Here is a 15,961-nt window from a genome sequence, read left to right as displayed (position 1 = left end):
CACTGCGTTAATCATTTAAGATGAAATCCGGGAAACGGAATTTCTTTCTTTGTGCTTTGGAGAGGGAGAAATATATTTTGGCATACTCTACCATTTGGGTCTGTTTCGCATCAAGCATATCCATTGTGACAAATGTGTTTGCTTGAAGGAGTCTATGATGTTTGCTCCACTGGAGTAGTGCAACTCCATCATTGACCGGACCGAAAATGTGAACTTTATCACGAAAGACGGATTTGGTCTCAATCCAAGTCATAGTCAGGTTGCGCTTCATATATATGCCGATAACATCAATGATGTCTTTGGCTGTGGCAAGTTGGTTCCTGGTCTGCCAGTCACATACTTCGATAAAGCGTTCCTTGTAACGTTGAAAGAAATGAGGATTGAACTTAATAGCCTGCTTGCTCTCTGCATAAAAAGCAATAGCTGATACACCCTTGTTGATATTCATCAGTCCGATATGGAAAGATGACCAATCCCATTTTTTAGTCTTTCCGATACCAGTTTGAAAATAGACCAATATTCCCAAATAGGCATTGCCACGAGATGAGTCAAATATCTTGGTCATTATGACAGTGGGCTGCTTGTGATGTTTCCATAAATATCGGGTCACATAATCTGACTTATCATAGCGCAGAGTTTTGGCCTGAATTTCAGGAAGGTCTAAGCGATACTCATTCAGCAGCTCGTCACCTGACATGGTTTCTTCAAACATTGGATTGAGATTGTTCGTAGAGTCTTTTGACTATACAGGCGTTATCAATAAAATCTTCAGCCACACTTATCGCATTTTCGAGGTCGTGCCGGCTCCGAAGAATGTCTGCGATAGATTTGATGTCGTTTTTGCGCTTTTCCTTACTGGAAGGATCGTAGATGTATTCCTTGTTGCCGAATGTTATTCGCACCAGAAAGACATTTTTACGGCATACTGTAGCTACCGTGCCGGGGAATTTGATTATGGTTGCAGACTTGGCTATGAAGCCTCCTTCATTACGCATAGGAACCAGTGAGCAACTGTAAAGCGTATTGGGGATGATGTCTTTAGCAATAGCCGTATCTACAAACACGATTTTTTTCTTACTCTCAGTTTCGCGGCACCCCCTCCAACTTCCATTGGACTTGGCGACAAAACCGTAGAGCTTATCTGCAACGTTGTCAAGCCCTTTGTAGAACTTGATATTGGTTTTAATTCTCTGTGCCATGTTATATTGCTTTTATCAATTAGGGCATACAAAAAGGCCCTGCACCGAGTAATAGTGCAGAGCCTTCAGAAAGATTTGTTAACAAATCTTAAAAAGCCTATTGGTGTTGGTTAATAATCGCTAACCTTATCATTGATTAGCTGAGTTACTGATAGGATTATGAATTTCCCGGATGAATCACGCTGTTGAATTATCTGGAACGGTCTGTCGGCCCTAAGTTCAGGCATAGTTGGAGCCGTTGTGATTTTTAGACCATCTTGGGTTACTTCAGCGATCAAGAACTCATCTTTATCATCGGACTTATTATAGTGTCGAATGATTAGGATTTCATCATCCTGAACCCCTAAATATTGCCATATTTGCTGGATTTTGAATGTTGTGTTCATATCAAACTGCTTTTAATCAATTATAGTTCCAATGTATCTGCAAAGCAGTTGGAACAAAAACCTTTTGTTCTGTTATACTGAGACTTACCAATGCGTTTGCCGCACCGGTTACAGAACAAGAGTGATTCATTCCTCCCATGAAGAATGTCTTTGAGATTTTGCTGACTGATATTGTATTCTCGTGACAACGCTCTCAGCACTTCAGGGAAGTTATAATTCTTGTCCTGATGTTCCAGCCAATGCAATCCGCTTGTCAGTCTTTCATAATCGGCTCTGATGAGGAGATTGCGAATGTATGTGGCATTAAGAAGCCTCTGGTCGTTGAGACGTTCCAGTAAGGCAATCTCTATACCAAACATATCACTCGCCTTCTCCAAATCTTTTGGCCGGAGGGTAAATTGAACTGTATCGGCCAGCCCCATATCACACCTTCTTAAAAGAAATTGTCAGAACTGCGTCATAATGCTCATCCGGTTCGATGGCGGCGAAAGCGTCAGCAAGCATATTGAGCATAACGCGAATACTGTCCTCGTGTGACATATTATCCCAGTCCAGCCCCATCTCATCTGAGATTGTCTTGGCACTCTCATAGTATGGATTTTCTGGTGGGATTTCATTCACATCTTCGGGAGCATCCTCTCCGAACAAATACTTTGATAATTGAAAGTAGGTTGCGATAGCTTTCTGGGATTGTTCAAGAACCTCTTTTTTTATTGCCATAATCGTATATTAAATTATGACACTGCTTTCATCACTTAGGGTCAAACGTCAAATCGCAATAAATCACCTCACAGACAGCCAATAAGGTTTTAATCGAAAGCGGTATCACATATTTACGACCGTCGGCCTCTTCCTTCATACGTTCAATATCTTCAGGATCTAAAGACTTGGGCGGCGTATAATGAATACCAGTCTTTCGATAGACTAACTTATGATCAACTTTATATCGTTTCATAAGCAAATCCAACACCTTGTGAACGTCCAGCACAGACTCAGGATAGAAGCGATCTTCCGTCGCCATATCGGTCATCACAAACTTCAAATTCATATCTTGACAGAATGAAATTAAATTTTGGACTGGATAGTTACTTCTTGCTAACTCTATAGACTGTACGGCATAAGATGTTAAGCTACCTGTATAGGCAGCTCCATTAGTGGCTTCTTTGATTCTATCTGCGAGTTGTTCCTGATTCATCTATGAATAGTCTGTTTGATCTTGTTCACTATCTTAATAACGTCACCTTTGACCGATTTGTATGAGAACATATCGGCCGACTGGCATTTGTCGATAAGAACTTCCAGCTCTCCGCTTGCGTCAGTCAAGTCAGATATGTTATCTGACATTGCATCATTGACCGCAGACCACTGGAGCGATTCTGGCCGGTTGTCAAGAGCTTCTTCCTCTTCATCGGCACATTTCTGAACATCAGATTGAGCTTTCTGAAGAATCATCAGGGCCTCATCCTTTTCAACCGGGTCTCTCAATCTTGCCAAGCCGTCAAGAACGGCGTGAAGAACACTTCTCCTTTGTCTATTCATATTGGTTGGTAGTTACTGAAAGACGCTGCAAAATTACAAAAAATTACAGTGTCTTTTAATATGGTCTATATAAATGGTTGATATTTCACGAGCAAACGATTAGTTCTTGAGCATAGGGCAGGCTTTCTATCCACTGGCAGAATGACCGCCACTCAGGTAATTTATGGTTCTTCCGCTGGAGATATATTGTCCGAAGCTGCTCATAATTGGTGGAAATACGCATAAAGAGCATAACACCTTGTGGGCAATTTGAAAGAACCCGCATAAAGTTCTCCTCAGATTTATCATCGTTATACTCTTGGACGAGTTGTTTCATCTGATCTTTCGTGGCTTCGGTCACATATTTATTGCAACATTTATCGAAATCCATTTGCATGATACGGTGCATCTTTGAAGATGATGTCACAATATCAAACCAATGGTAACGCTGCATTTCCGGAGAAATGTAGTTCGGATATTCTATATCAAAGCTAACACGGATACCAGTGCGGAAGTTGGCGTGGCACCTTACCTCGCCTTTAGACGCCTGACAGAGCTTCTTTGCCCTTTCGAGACTTGCTTCAAACTCTTCTTGATTATATTCAGGCAAAGAAAGTCGCATTGCATTTCGGCAAGCGATTACTGACTCTTCCAAGTCATAAACTTTTACATTTGAAATATTCATCGTTAATGAATTAGTATAACTGCTTTCATCAGATATAACATAATAGAGGGATTAACCTCTCATTATTTGTAAAGAAAAGTTAATCCCTCCAATATTTTGATTGAGTTAGCGCCGATTGTCCGGATCCCAACCAAGACAAACCAAGACAAACCCAAAAAGGAGTCCGAGAAAAATGAGAGACATCAGTCCGTATACGACCTTATCCCAGAACGGTTGATCCTCAAAAATGAGAAATCCTCCACAGAAAAAGTACCATATCCATCCGATAGCATATAGTGCCAAAATTACTACTCCAAGACCTACAATGCCCATTACGGAATACATTACTATCTTTGCAATCTTTTTTTCAAGACTCCCTTCAGGTGCCGATTGCTCTATCTGATTGAACAGATGGCACATTATACCACAAAAAAGGTATGCTGCAAATATTAGCCAGCCCATATTATTCTATTAAGTTCTCGTAGATACATCTCATACAACAGTCCCCAATGGCTTCGGACTCCAGACGAGCAATTACTTCAGGATCTTCGTGATTTCCCCATTCACGGAATAATCTTATAGATTTTCTCTTTTTAAGATAAGTTCCGAAACATTCCAGTTGATTGGGTTTGAGTTTGAAGGAGATTGTGACGCGGTTGCCGTCTTTATCTTGCCAAAAGACACGTTGATTCTGGAGAAAGACCACAACACTGAATGGCACTGCATCTGGTGGCAGCCCCATGATTTTCAGCATTTCTTTTCCTTCATAACGATCTCCGAAAAATCCTCTTATTAGTTCATTGATGTAAAAGCCTTTAACTCTGGTTGAGTCATGGGTTTGTTTCTTTTTCATTTTTAGTAGATGACAAAAATTAATTTTTGTCAGTTATATGATTGATTTTTAATTAGTTATTACTTGTAAAAGTCCCTGAAAATTAGTAACTTTAAAGAAAAGTTTGACCGCTTTTTCCATGAAAGTTACGACAACTCTCAGGGACAATGGCAAAGTTAATCAAATTGTCCCGATTATGCAAGAGCATCTTGGCTCGGTAATGAATCTTGCCCGCATAAAATTGCTTGCGTTTGTTCTTCAGGCACTTTGCGTTGTGCAGACAGTCAGTCTCCACAAGATAGCATCTGCAATGCCTACGTGTGTGGAGCGTGATTCCAACCTGCGCCGTCTGCAAAGGTTCCTTGCCGGATATGCCCTCAACCTTGACCTTATCGCCAAAGTGATATTTGCTCTTCTGCCCGTCAAGACAGGACTGGTCCTGAGCCTTGACCGCACCAACTGGAAATTCGGTGAGGTCAACATCAATATCCTTATGCTTGGTGTCACTTACAAGGGTGTTGCCTTTCCTCTGCTCTTTACCATGCTCGACAAACGCGGCAATTCCAATTGGAAAGAACGGACGTGGCTGATTGATAGATTTATACGATTGTTCGGAGCCGAGTGTATCGACTCTCTTGTTGCCGACCGCGAGTTTGTCGGCAAGGAATGGGTCGAATATCTCAACAACAGACGCATCCGATACTATCTGCGGATTAAACAGAATTTTTGGTTGCGCAATCCCAAATCCTGCCAGGATGTCAGGGCGTGGCATCTGTTTCACGGTCTTAAGCTCGGCCAGGAACGTGTCTACGACAAGCTGTTTCTCCTCAAAGGGGAATATGTCTATATTTCCGGAGCCTTGCTGAAAAACTCCGATGGCGTGCCTGAACTGCAAATTCTGATTTGTTATAACCGCCCCGAAGAGGCCGTTGCCACTTACAAACAACGATGGCAGATTGAGACATGCTTCAGAGCTATGAAATCCTCCGGCTTCAACATCGAGGACACCCACCTGCGCGACATCAACCGCATCGCTCGTCTTACGGCGATGGTCTGCATGGCTCTTGTATGGGCGTATCTCGTTGGTGAACATAAAGATATAAATATTAAACCGATAAGGATTCTGAAACATGGAAGAAAGGCAAAGTCGCTTGTCAAGTATGGTTTGGAGGAGATTGCGACCATACTTCTGCGTCCGGCTTATACTACTAAATTCGATGTTTTCAAATTTTTGTCATGTACTTAATTTTTCATTATTGGTTATTGACGATAATCACTGCTTGTCATCAATATCATCATAAACCCACTCTGTGATTTCACAAGTCTCAGGGTGTATGTTGCAAAGGTGGTCGGCGAGGTAGTTACCTGATGTTTCTGAAGAATAGAGTTCCACCTTGCTTATCGTGCCGGAATCAGCTTCATCATACCATTTGATATAGAAACAAACTCCGACATAATCACCTTCAGTTTCCATGTGACTTCTGTCAAGTTCGACCTCACAAGATATAATAGTGCAGTCATCTTCATATTCCACATCACATTCATGGTTATGAAGTTTACTCCATAACTCATCAAAGGATTTAGAGCCTGAGATGGCTTCCTGAATAGGCTTTTTCGCCTCTTCATAAGCCTTTCGATTGAAGTTGGTATTGAACAGTTTTTGCTGTTCAGCTGTGAGCTTAATCTTTTTCATATTTGTATATCAGTTGTTTGCTTTATTACTCCTGAATACCGATGAGCACGGAGTCCTCGAACAAAACTTTCGACTGGGATCGTTTCAAGCACTTTCTCAGAATATGTCGTTACTACATATTCTGCTATTGTCATATTGTAGAAACAACAGTTGGTCTTAGACTTTTTGCAAGGGCGATTGCTTGTAGTAAAAGGGCACTCCTTACAACATTCTTTCAGTCGAATTGTCAGATTCTCATGATACGCCTCTCCAGCGCTACTTTGGTTCATACATTTATGGTTTTAGAATATTGCAACGTGCCATGATAACCACGCCGTCTCAGTTCTCCAAAAAGGTTGTCATCTGAGAAGTCGGCGAGAGTGAGAGTGGCTTTATTGCCTTTCTGTGGTATGTAATTTTCAGGACGGGTTTCAGAAGTTGATTTGGTAGTGTCCTTTTTAGCTGCCATGTCGAATTTAGTTAAAGAGTGGAACGATAATTTTCCAGATACTCCAAAATATCAATCAGAGTCTCTGTATAGATGTTTTCTCCGTCATTTGATGATGGTGCATCGCAGTATGAAGCGAAAGTGATGTAGAACCCCTTGTCATCATCAGTCAGACCTATGGTGTCCGGCAATACTGATGATGGGCCGGAGTCTTTCTCATAACAGATGTCGGGGTTTTCGTGACCAGTGATGTCATCCCAAAGAATTGAACAAGTTTGGGTTTGTTCACAGATGTCTTTGATAGTATAGAAAATGCTTTCGATGACCTCAGTGCGAATATTATACACACGCTCTGAATACTGGGAATGATAGGTCTGCTTAACTATTTTTATTCCCTTCAGTTCTTGTCTCAGGAGGTCAATCAGGCCCTTAACATTGCCCTTACATTCCTCCATGTCGGCTATGAGGTCTTTCAGGTCATCAGGTGCGCCGTTTTTACCATGACCGTCCGGGTCTATCCACAGAGCCGCTTCTTCATAGGGATCATAACTGTTATAGTACCCTTCAACGGCATTGATAAACTCATCTGCATCTCCTGTCTCACATTCGACATAGAAACCGAAATCCTGGTCGGCATTGGAATACTTGGAAAGATAGAGATCTACCTTATCGTAGTTCTCACTGTGATTGTGAACACTCCAGTCATCATCTTCGGCTATTGCTGTGATACGATTGACAAATTCCTCAATGCGCTTTCTACGGAGTCCGAGGTCTTGAAGCTCCCAGGCTTCAACCTCTGCTTCGGAAACGCCATTGCTGATGAGAACGATGGTGTCATCATAGAGACCTTCATCCGGGTCATCAGGATTTCTTTTGATTTCAAGCACTTTGTAAGCACCTGAAGTCTTGTTTTCGGGATCTGACCACCAGACCTCTTTCCCGTTAAAAAGGGTATTTGTGTTGTCGCTCATTGTTTATTTATTATTTTAGTTTACTAAACTTGCTGCTTGAAAGAGTAATGAAAAATTTGGTTTTTCATTTTCAAAAACTTCAGAAATACAGTAGATGTCGGTTCCAAAAGAAACATAGGCTCTTTCTCTTGGATTAAGACCAACAGGTATGGCTATCCCATTTCGATACTGCAATCTTAGCATAGGATCTAAAATGTTTGAAATTCGATGCAACTGCATATTGAATGTTACAGCATTTTCTAATACACCATAAGAGTTTTGAAAATACTTCGGTATCATAGTCTGAATGCCATCCTCAGATATTCTGATGATTTTGAAAATCTTATCCATTATTTTTCAATTTTTAAGGTGGTTGGAATATCACCTATTTTGAGGCGCATACCAGATATAGCCTCCATTGCATCTTCAATATTGAGTGAAGATGACATTAAACAAGGCAGACCATGATCGCCAACTGGGTCGGTATAAATAAACTCTACTCCAGACCCATCACGAAAGAAAGTGATGGACTGGATTTTGCAGAGATTGTGGGCTTCACGGATTTTTCGGATCACACGTTTTCGTGTATATTCATCCATTGGGATTTGATTTTAGAATATTCATTAACTTTGCGTAAGAATAAGTGCCTCTGAGTTCTCCAATATCTTCTCGATGACGGAGTTTAACTTCCCATTTATGAACGACATTGCTATTATAATCCATAGTTGGATATAATTCTTTGTCGCCCATAAATGACATCAGTTTGACAGTTGCGAGTTGGCTATCAAATAAGGCTTTAGCTTCCTTATCAGTAGCCTTTAATATAAAATCGCTTTCCATCTTTTTGGTGTTTGAAGTTTTATTTTTGCCATTCTCTCTGCTTGGCCTCGATGTCGATATGATTGGTGATCAGAAAGTCTTTCAGAACTCCGAAGAGCTTGTAGCCCTCAAAATCCTTGTCATTTACCAGATAGTTGAGATAAGCGATTGAAGCCTCCTGATCCATTTTGGGGAACACACAATCATGGAAGAGAATGAGGTTCTTCAATGTGAAGAAAGCGCCGGCACCCTTATAAGCGTCTTTGAAAGCCTTGGACTGTTCCATATCAAAGAACAGACAGGTGTTTTTTACAGCCTGATAGAAGTTTACGGTGGCTTTATGAAGTGCGCCGGGATTGCGGGTATTCTTTATTGATTTCACCAGCTTTTCAAGCGAAGCATACACCCTTGTCTGAAGGTCATCAACAAAGATGTCAGTGCCGTCAAGACGAACATAAGGAACGCCTTTGCAGTGGCGAATACGGATAGTGCCTACGATGTTCTTGACGAGCTTGATGTAGTCGTTAGCCATCTGGATAACCACGCTTCTGTTGAACCAGCGATTGCGCTCTGCATAGTTCTCAGGGTCATCGTTGAAGAGCTTAGCCTGAACGCGGAGTTCTTCAACTACCATTTTCCACTGATACTTGTAACCCTTGCGGCGAAGAGCAGCAGTGAAACCGATGGGATTGCCGGTCTTACAGTCCTTTTCGGACAGCATGTGAAAGACCTGGGCCATAATCCAGCGACGGAACAAACGGCGGTCAGGAATAGTACGACTGGCTTTGATGGCTGCGAAGATGGGATCATCATCAGAAACTACTGAGAACTGACCATCATTGAGGCGGCCGACCTCATAAGCACCGTTTGTGCCACGAATAGAGAAGAGGTTTTCGACGTTGACACCGGCACTGCGGAGAGCTTCGATTTTGGCTTCTGCGGCATTAAGTTTCTTAGCAGGGAAAGCAGCGACTACTGGGATTGCTGAGATGGGAGCAACTACTGCTACGACTTCGGGTGCATTGATTTTGATGTTTGCGCCACACTTAGGGCACTGTACGTTAATTTTTGCCATAATGATTTATATTTGTGTTTGTTATTTATTTTCTTTTTTAGGTTCAACCCATTCTTTGAGAATAATGAGTTCTTTTGCTGATGGGCATTGCCAGAACCATTTGTCCTTGGCAAATACATCCCATTTAAGAGAGCCATTCAAAATCATTATCAGAACATAAAGCTCCAATTTGATTTGAGCGGTTTCTCGTGGTTCGCCATAAAGCATGTCGTTATCAGAAAGCTCATGCTCCGGAAGTGGATTGAAGTATCTATATCTTTTGTTGTCACTTCTTTCCGAAGGCAAACTATGCTGATAGCGGAGAAATAATTGAGCGATGGTTAGAAGTGGAGTATCAGATACCTCAATTCCTAATTCACCCTCATACTCGCCGTTCTTGATGATATATTTGCCATCAATTTTTAGACTCCGTTGCTGAAAGTCAACTTGGAATTTGGCTCCATTCTGAACTTTCTCTATCACTTCATAATAGATGTTTTGCATTTGATTTTTTAGTTAAAAAATTATAATCTCATTGGCTTGACACATTTCTTTATCGGATCGATTAAGGAGCTGGATAGACTGGATCGGAATCGACTGAGCCAGGTAGCTAACCTGGTGGTGTTGATTCAGATCCAGGATTAAATCCAGCTCTATTAAATTTGCCAATCTTGATAAAATTCCTTTGTGCTAAGGTGGTCTGGCTCTCAAAAACAGTGATGCGTTTCTTTATTGTGCTGATGAAATCCAGACGGATGACTCAGGTGAAACCGGCGTAATTGACTGATAAGGAATGAAACGCCGGTGCAACCTGAGTCATATTACAATCTGGATGACTAAATTTTGTTTTCTTGAACCATAATGTCGCATTACTAAGCTGCTGAAGATGATATGGTATATATCTTTAATCATTCGATGCAAGGGCTTTATGGCTGCCGCTGGAGGGTAGGTATGGCCTACAGCGGCAGCTTAATGAAGCCCAGCTAAATTTATCATCTCTCAGGTCGCTGCCATATACTTGGCTTATACTATCTGTCATGTCAGTGATATGTTGCTTTATTGGTTTGATATTCTACAGAATATCCCAGATGGACCAGTGAAAGCATCTCTGACAAGAGATGATGAAACTTGGTCCATCTTGGCATCTTCTGTATAATTAAATGATTGACCCTTCAGATAAGACCGCATATTCGGTAATTGATAGTCAGACAATATCGTGTGTTACTTTAGATATTCGATGTCAGAAGGATCCTGCCATACTGTTGGCCACGGAAAGCGATAGCTCCTGGCCCACAGTAGGGTTGTTGATCCTTCACTAAAAGTATTGTCGTTCTATCAGTCATTGCACACTCAATCTATTTCTTATTTCCGATTAAGATTAGCTACCAAGGTCTTGTAAACCTCTTTACTGGTACGGAGTGCATTTTGCATACATCCCAGAGTGTAGTAGCCGGGTAGTGTCTTATCGGTTTTGATACGGTTAGCTTTCACGTTTCGGCCAATACCTCGTTGAATACAGCCATCAGGATTGTTGGCTACATAACCCAGGCCGCCTACTTTTGTTTTGCCGGTAATCACTGCTCGCAAGCAATCCGCTACAAACACGGAAAGTATTTGAACGTCCTTTTGCACATTGATAACCGGAAGAACCTGGGTGGCCCAGCTATATTCGCCATTCCCGAAATAAAGATAGTTATTAACCTGATTTATGGCTTTATTGAAGCTCAGATTCTTAGCACGGATTGTTCGTGCCTCAATCTCTTTCTGAAAGGACTTAATTCGTGTTGAGCTGAGTGAGATGGAAGCGCCCATAATGGAAAAGCCAAGAAACTTAAACCATCGAGTGTGGGTCAGATACTCTATCTTTTTGGGATTGAGTGTCATTTCTCGCATAGCAACTTCTTCAGACATAATCTCCATTGCTCTCATATAATCAGGACCGACAAATAGAGCGTCATCAGAATAGCGGACATATTCGCCATCCAGCTTGCTCAATCGTTCATCAAGACTAAACATAACCACATTGGCTAACCAAGAGGCTACCGAACAGCCTTGTTTGAGTGATTGATAGGATTTCTGGAGATTGCCGTCTGCATCAAAATACCAGTCGGAGTGATAATACTTACGGAGCACATCTATGATAGCTGAATGACCGTATTTGGCTTCCACCTTATCAAAGGCTTCGTCAATAAACCGAATGGGAACGGAATCGAAATACTTGCTGAAATCAGATTTCCATCCAATGACATCGCCCTTGGTCTCGCATATTTTCCAAGATATTTCTTTCACGATCTTACCACATCCTATCCCTTTTTGGTAGGACTGGCAAGCTGGATGAATCATCTCAGGCATAAGTTCAAACAAGAGGTCGTTGGCAATGCTAAGGAATACACGGTCAACGGGCTCGTTGATATAGACTGTGCGAAAATCTCCGTTGTCCTTTGGTATCTGTGCCGTATGAGGTGGAGCTATTTCATATTTCCCATCCCTGATTGCGGCATACATCGCTGCTCTGGTCTCAGGTTTGGTGAGCTGGTAGAGATGAGCTTTGTTGATATGTTTTCCAACACCTTTATCAATGGCATACGTCCATCGTTTGATGTCGAAAAACATCTCTAATATTTTGTCATTCATGGACTTTTTCTTTGCTGATTGTAATGTCGTAGGACTCCTGGTCATCGCCTGCCAAGAAATGATCCTCCTTATCAATTTCTATACAGTTTTCATTGTTGAGCCAAGTATTTTTATGAAGAATACTATCACGCTCGCTTTTCAGGCCACGCCTTGCACCTTCAAGTGTTGACCACAGTGTGTGACCATGCCAGTCTTCGCCCGGTCGTTCACCTGCATACTCAACTTGTACGCTATATACTTCCATATTCGTTAGAATAAAGATCTTTCACCATTGTAGTTTTGGATAACCCACTCCAGTAAGAGCCGACGGTTGTTATTATCAAGCTCCGCATAGAACTTTGTCATATATGTATCTGGGTCTTGGGTACGAGTTGCCTTGTGCCATTTTTCCAGCATGTGACTGGTGTTGCAAGTCCACTTGATCTCTTTAATGAATTGTGGCACATTCACGGTGTCGATTGTGCCATAAGGGGTCTTGATTGTCAATGGAACTGACTCGTAGTTCCAGCCATGAAACATCCACTTATTGATGGCTATCATAGCGATTTTTAGTTCTTCAGTCATAGCAGTTATGCGGTTTTTGAAATTATTTTCGGTATATTGGAATTGACCAGTGATGTTATTCGTTCATAACTCATTGGGGTTTTATTATACTTTCCTCGACATTGTACGATTGAGAAATTTTCTAATGAAAACTCTATAGTTGCGATTGATACGCCCTCAACCAAAGCGTGAAGTATAAGCACATTATTCTTGGAATAATATTTGTTAGTGAATACGCAATGGTGCATATACTCACCTTCATCCAAAAATTCCCTTACAGATTGAAGAGGCTTAACAACAATTTCCTGATCGACAAATTCCAAATTTAAGAATTTGGATTTGTCTTGCTTATATTGAGCCTCATCATGCTTGCTATTGGCTTGATAGCGTTGTTCTGGTGTCATCCGTCTTTCACGCTCTCTTCGTCTATTCTCTTCATCTATCTTAGCTCGCTTTTTAGCAATCCAAAAATCATGAGCCTCTTTAAGATTGTCGGGACAGATGAATTTAGGATTTCTCAAATCCTTCCCACAATAATCTAAAGCATCCAGCAAATCATACCAAATTGAGGCATTTGAAATATGGTATTTGTGACGGAAAGCAACTTTTGCGGATGGCCAATATTTCTCAAACTCATAAGATTTAGCCATTGAATAAGCGACCATATTATATTGACCAAGTTTCCACGCCGTTTCAGTCTTGTTATCGGTAAGGAGTCTTTTGAAAAGGGTGTATGGCGAACAATGATGAAAATCTCCGGCATATCCATTTCGTTTTATTTCAGGAATTACAGATGATTGGCCGACAACTTTCCAAGGTGTTACCATGTGTCCTGGACCTTCACTCCTTATTTCCATATCACTATCCCAATTCCAGCAATCACAATAATAAGAAATCCAATGTCGGGACCGACCAACTATTGTGAGCTTTCCATCTGGAGTAAGCCAGCGTTGAAATGCCTCGCAAATCCAATAAGTAGGCTTGCTGCCTTTCCTTAAATTGGTCTGCATAAAGAACATCCGAACAACTTGGAAACCCTGACATTTTGTAACTACTGCAAAATAGTCTTTCTCACAGAAATTTCTCTTTCGTGTAGCATCAACATTAAGTTTTGCACCACAATGAGGACAAACTACTCGCTTTGCTTCAGCTCCAGTCCAAGTATGACCGCAATCCAAACACTCATATCCTCGTTTGGAGCTGTATTTCGCAATATGCAGACCAACTTTTCTTACAGCCTCCTTATACTGGTATTTGGTAAGCGGAGAAAGACCCTGAGATAGTTTCAAAATCTTTCTCTGAAGTTTATTTCTTGGTTTCATTTGATGTCGGAATGATGATTAGAAAATCGGAATATCCAGTGGCTCCGGGATGTTGGGGTCAACCTCAGCTTTGGGTTTTCTGGGTTTGCGAGTCTTACGCTTAGCTTCGGTAGCAGTCTCTTCTGACGAAGTTTCTTCATTGACCGATGCGCTCTGTGTAACCGCCACCTTGTTCTTAGGGCCATCAACTACAATGTCATCCTCATCATAGTAGTGAATTGCCAAACCAAAGACTTCATCGTCTGAAACACCTACGCAGCGTTCACCTTTCTTTTTGCCCTTTTCAACCTCTTGAAAGATGTACTTGCAGCACTCTTCGATACTTTTATTTGGTTTAGTGTATGATGCTGCGAACTGAGGATCTTCTTCGGCGCGCTTGTCAAGATATTTCTTGATTGCTGTTTCAAAAGGGGTAAATTCCATATTGAAAGATATTTATGAGTTAAAGAAAAAGAATGTATATTTTGTGTTTACTTCCACTTTTGCGGAGGAAGCTAACTGCCTGATTGCGAATTTGAAATTGTTGGCTTTGAAAGTGTGTTCAAAACCATTTGGAGGTTCGTGATGGGTATATCGGATATGCACTTTAGACCCTCAATTACCTTATTGATTATCACTGGATTGACATTCAATTTTTTCTTGTGTTTCCAGTAATATAAGGTAACATCATTAGCTTGAAGCGATTGATAGTCATCTATTCTAAGCAATTCATATTCACTTATCAATCTGTTTGTCAGACCCAATAAATAATCCGGTAATGGATTTGTTGAGTCTTTCTCCTTTTCACTATATTGCGATTCAAGTGTAAGTAAAAGAGTCTGCATCAATTCTATGGAATTAATGCAATTATTTAATTTTTGTTTACAGTATTCAATAATTTGAGGTTCTATTTCTGCAACTGCCTCATAATTTTTTGCTCGTAATAATTCACGAACATTATCAAGGTCGGGGCGTTTCATAAAAGTAGAAATTGAACCCCTTTATCCCTAACTCGCTTCGCTCGCGGTCGCTTCGCTCCAAGGGTTAAAGGGATAAAGGGGTTAAGGGTTAATGAAATGCTGCCACAGCGCGGACGTAGTAGCTGCCCGTGGCCTTAGGGTTCCAGTTGTAGAGGCCGTCGTTCAGGGACAAGTACCAAGCGTTCGTCGCCGAGCGCTCAGTGCTGGTCCAGTACCAACCATCTTTTATGCGGCTACCGCCGCTAAGTTCGATGGCGGCATCGATTGACCGCTTATTGAGATAAATGAGATAGAGTTCGGCGACTGACGGAATCCACTCGCCATCCTTCAGCTCTATGCCGGTGCCGATAGACTTGATGTGTTCAGTGTTGGCTTTGCCGTTCCAGTCAGCAACTGCATCGACATATTCTGAGATGTAGCCGGTGTAGCCGGTGGTATCTTTCTGACTGGTGAGAGGCTGTTCCGGGTAATCCTCCAGATTGACGGCGAGAGCATGACTTCCCATTACTACGCCGATACGCTTGACAGCCTTTGTCGGAGCGTTACGCTTTTTGTAGTCGAACATTTCCGAGGTGCCATCCTCATAGAGATAATACACCCCATCAGTAGTGAGAACTTCGCCGGGAATGTGAACAGGCTGGACGGTTACATTGACTTCCTCGCTTTCTTTAGCGGGAGATTTGATGAAGTCATACACTGTCGGCGCTTCTTCACCGAAGTCACTGTAGAGAGCGAGTTTCAGCTTCTCGTCTGCTGGAAGAGAAGCATAAATGGCTTTTACGATTTCGTCTGAGATCATATTATTTGTATTTTGATGATGTTATTTGCCTTTGCTGAGACACACTGCCAACTTGTCAAGGTCGTCAGTGCCAAAGTGATTTTTCAGTTCTGCTACTACCGATGCTTTCTGGTTTTTGAGCAACTGTTTGATTGTAGAGGGTTGCCGCCTCGATATAACTCA

Annotated in this window: 24 protein-coding genes; 1 reads left to right on the top strand and 23 read right to left on the bottom strand. The window is 41.6% G+C overall.

Going from position 1 to position 15,961, the window contains the following annotated elements; all coding sequences use genetic code 11:
• Positions 1-7: 7 nt before the first annotated feature.
• From E7747_RS11250 to E7747_RS11210, 8 genes are all read right to left on the bottom strand, one after another.
• On the bottom strand, positions 8-712 hold the full coding sequence (locus E7747_RS11250; RefSeq protein WP_136416021.1) for a hypothetical protein: 705 nt from the start codon (positions 710-712) through the stop codon (positions 8-10).
• Positions 705-1,199 (bottom strand): hypothetical protein, encoded by a 495-nt coding sequence (locus E7747_RS11245; RefSeq protein WP_123542238.1) that lies wholly within the window; start codon positions 1,197-1,199, stop codon positions 705-707. The genes E7747_RS11250 and E7747_RS11245 overlap by 8 nt, the downstream gene beginning before the upstream one ends.
• 406 nt (positions 1,200-1,605) lie before the next feature.
• Complete coding sequence (locus E7747_RS11235; RefSeq protein ID WP_128701843.1) at positions 1,606-2,007, bottom strand: hypothetical protein; 402 nt, start codon at positions 2,005-2,007, stop codon at positions 1,606-1,608.
• A 1-nt stretch (position 2,008) separates the two neighbouring features.
• Entirely contained in the window at positions 2,009-2,305 is a 297-nt protein-coding gene (locus E7747_RS11230; RefSeq protein ID WP_128701844.1) for a hypothetical protein, read from the bottom strand.
• A gap of 31 nt (positions 2,306-2,336) precedes the next feature.
• Complete coding sequence (locus tag E7747_RS11225) at positions 2,337-2,780, bottom strand: hypothetical protein (protein ID WP_123542230.1); 444 nt, start codon at positions 2,778-2,780, stop codon at positions 2,337-2,339.
• Positions 2,777-3,124, bottom strand: coding sequence for a hypothetical protein (locus E7747_RS11220; protein WP_128701845.1), 348 nt, complete (start codon positions 3,122-3,124; stop codon positions 2,777-2,779). Before E7747_RS11220 ends, E7747_RS11225 begins: the two co-directional genes overlap by 4 nt.
• Before the next feature lie 85 nt (positions 3,125-3,209).
• A complete protein-coding gene (locus tag E7747_RS11215) occupies positions 3,210-3,788 on the bottom strand; it encodes a hypothetical protein (RefSeq protein WP_123542226.1) in 579 nt (192 codons plus the stop codon).
• A 442-nt stretch (positions 3,789-4,230) separates the two neighbouring features.
• Positions 4,231-4,620, bottom strand: coding sequence for a hypothetical protein (locus E7747_RS11210; protein ID WP_123542222.1), 390 nt, complete (start codon positions 4,618-4,620; stop codon positions 4,231-4,233).
• Positions 4,621-4,738: 118 nt separating this feature from the next.
• Between E7747_RS11210 and E7747_RS11205 the strand changes: the two genes are divergently transcribed.
• The gene (locus E7747_RS11205) at positions 4,739-5,845 is read left to right on the top strand and encodes an IS4 family transposase (protein WP_136413620.1); all 1,107 of its coding nucleotides are present in this window, start codon (positions 4,739-4,741) and stop codon (positions 5,843-5,845) included.
• A gap of 27 nt (positions 5,846-5,872) precedes the next feature.
• Here the strand turns inward: E7747_RS11205 and E7747_RS11200 are convergent, their stop codons facing one another.
• The 15 genes from E7747_RS11200 to E7747_RS11130 all read right to left on the bottom strand — a co-directional run bounded on the left by E7747_RS11200 (position 5,873) and on the right by E7747_RS11130 (position 15,799).
• Positions 5,873-6,292 carry a hypothetical protein gene (locus E7747_RS11200; protein ID WP_136416017.1) on the bottom strand — a complete coding sequence of 140 codons (420 nt, stop codon included), beginning with the start codon at positions 6,290-6,292 and terminating at the stop codon, positions 5,873-5,875.
• A gap of 265 nt (positions 6,293-6,557) precedes the next feature.
• Positions 6,558-6,740: a hypothetical protein gene (locus E7747_RS11195; RefSeq protein WP_136416015.1), complete on the bottom strand. Its 183-nt coding sequence runs from the start codon at positions 6,738-6,740 to the stop codon at positions 6,558-6,560.
• A gap of 11 nt (positions 6,741-6,751) precedes the next feature.
• Positions 6,752-7,690 carry a hypothetical protein gene (locus E7747_RS11190; RefSeq protein WP_128701851.1) on the bottom strand — a complete coding sequence of 313 codons (939 nt, stop codon included), beginning with the start codon at positions 7,688-7,690 and terminating at the stop codon, positions 6,752-6,754.
• A 15-nt stretch (positions 7,691-7,705) separates the two neighbouring features.
• On the bottom strand, positions 7,706-8,020 hold the full coding sequence (locus E7747_RS11185) for a hypothetical protein (protein ID WP_128701852.1): 315 nt from the start codon (positions 8,018-8,020) through the stop codon (positions 7,706-7,708).
• Positions 8,020-8,268 (bottom strand): hypothetical protein, encoded by a 249-nt coding sequence (locus tag E7747_RS11180; RefSeq protein ID WP_128701853.1) that lies wholly within the window; start codon positions 8,266-8,268, stop codon positions 8,020-8,022. Before E7747_RS11180 ends, E7747_RS11185 begins: the two co-directional genes overlap by 1 nt.
• On the bottom strand, positions 8,261-8,509 hold the full coding sequence (locus E7747_RS11175) for a hypothetical protein (RefSeq protein ID WP_128701854.1): 249 nt from the start codon (positions 8,507-8,509) through the stop codon (positions 8,261-8,263). The genes E7747_RS11180 and E7747_RS11175 overlap by 8 nt, the downstream gene beginning before the upstream one ends.
• Positions 8,510-8,528: 19 nt before the next feature.
• Positions 8,529-9,563, bottom strand: coding sequence for a ubiquitin carboxyl-hydrolase (locus E7747_RS11170; protein ID WP_136416013.1), 1,035 nt, complete (start codon positions 9,561-9,563; stop codon positions 8,529-8,531).
• 21 nt (positions 9,564-9,584) lie between these two features.
• The gene (locus E7747_RS11165) at positions 9,585-10,046 is read right to left on the bottom strand and encodes a hypothetical protein (protein ID WP_123542210.1); all 462 of its coding nucleotides are present in this window, start codon (positions 10,044-10,046) and stop codon (positions 9,585-9,587) included.
• An 858-nt stretch (positions 10,047-10,904) separates the two neighbouring features.
• Positions 10,905-12,176, bottom strand: coding sequence for an RNA-directed DNA polymerase (locus E7747_RS11160; RefSeq protein WP_128701857.1), 1,272 nt, complete (start codon positions 12,174-12,176; stop codon positions 10,905-10,907).
• Positions 12,169-12,420 carry a hypothetical protein gene (locus E7747_RS11155; protein WP_123542206.1) on the bottom strand — a complete coding sequence of 84 codons (252 nt, stop codon included), beginning with the start codon at positions 12,418-12,420 and terminating at the stop codon, positions 12,169-12,171. Before E7747_RS11155 ends, E7747_RS11160 begins: the two co-directional genes overlap by 8 nt.
• Before the next feature lie 5 nt (positions 12,421-12,425).
• Positions 12,426-12,740 (bottom strand): hypothetical protein, encoded by a 315-nt coding sequence (locus E7747_RS11150; protein ID WP_136416011.1) that lies wholly within the window; start codon positions 12,738-12,740, stop codon positions 12,426-12,428.
• Between the two features lie 5 nt (positions 12,741-12,745).
• The gene (locus tag E7747_RS11145) at positions 12,746-14,041 is read right to left on the bottom strand and encodes a PcfJ domain-containing protein (protein ID WP_123542202.1); all 1,296 of its coding nucleotides are present in this window, start codon (positions 14,039-14,041) and stop codon (positions 12,746-12,748) included.
• An 18-nt stretch (positions 14,042-14,059) separates the two neighbouring features.
• The gene (locus E7747_RS11140) at positions 14,060-14,464 is read right to left on the bottom strand and encodes a PcfK-like family protein (protein ID WP_123542200.1); all 405 of its coding nucleotides are present in this window, start codon (positions 14,462-14,464) and stop codon (positions 14,060-14,062) included.
• A 71-nt stretch (positions 14,465-14,535) separates the two neighbouring features.
• Complete coding sequence (locus tag E7747_RS11135; RefSeq protein WP_136416009.1) at positions 14,536-15,000, bottom strand: hypothetical protein; 465 nt, start codon at positions 14,998-15,000, stop codon at positions 14,536-14,538.
• Positions 15,001-15,088: 88 nt separating this feature from the next.
• Positions 15,089-15,799 carry a DUF1566 domain-containing protein gene (locus E7747_RS11130; protein WP_136416007.1) on the bottom strand — a complete coding sequence of 237 codons (711 nt, stop codon included), beginning with the start codon at positions 15,797-15,799 and terminating at the stop codon, positions 15,089-15,091.
• Between the last annotated feature and the right edge of the window lie 162 nt (positions 15,800-15,961).

This window comes from Duncaniella dubosii (assembly GCF_004803915.1).
GTDB lineage: Bacteria > Bacteroidota > Bacteroidia > Bacteroidales > Muribaculaceae > Duncaniella > Duncaniella dubosii.
Note: the sequence above shows the minus strand (reverse complement) of the source record. Positions and strands in the feature narration are given on the sequence as shown.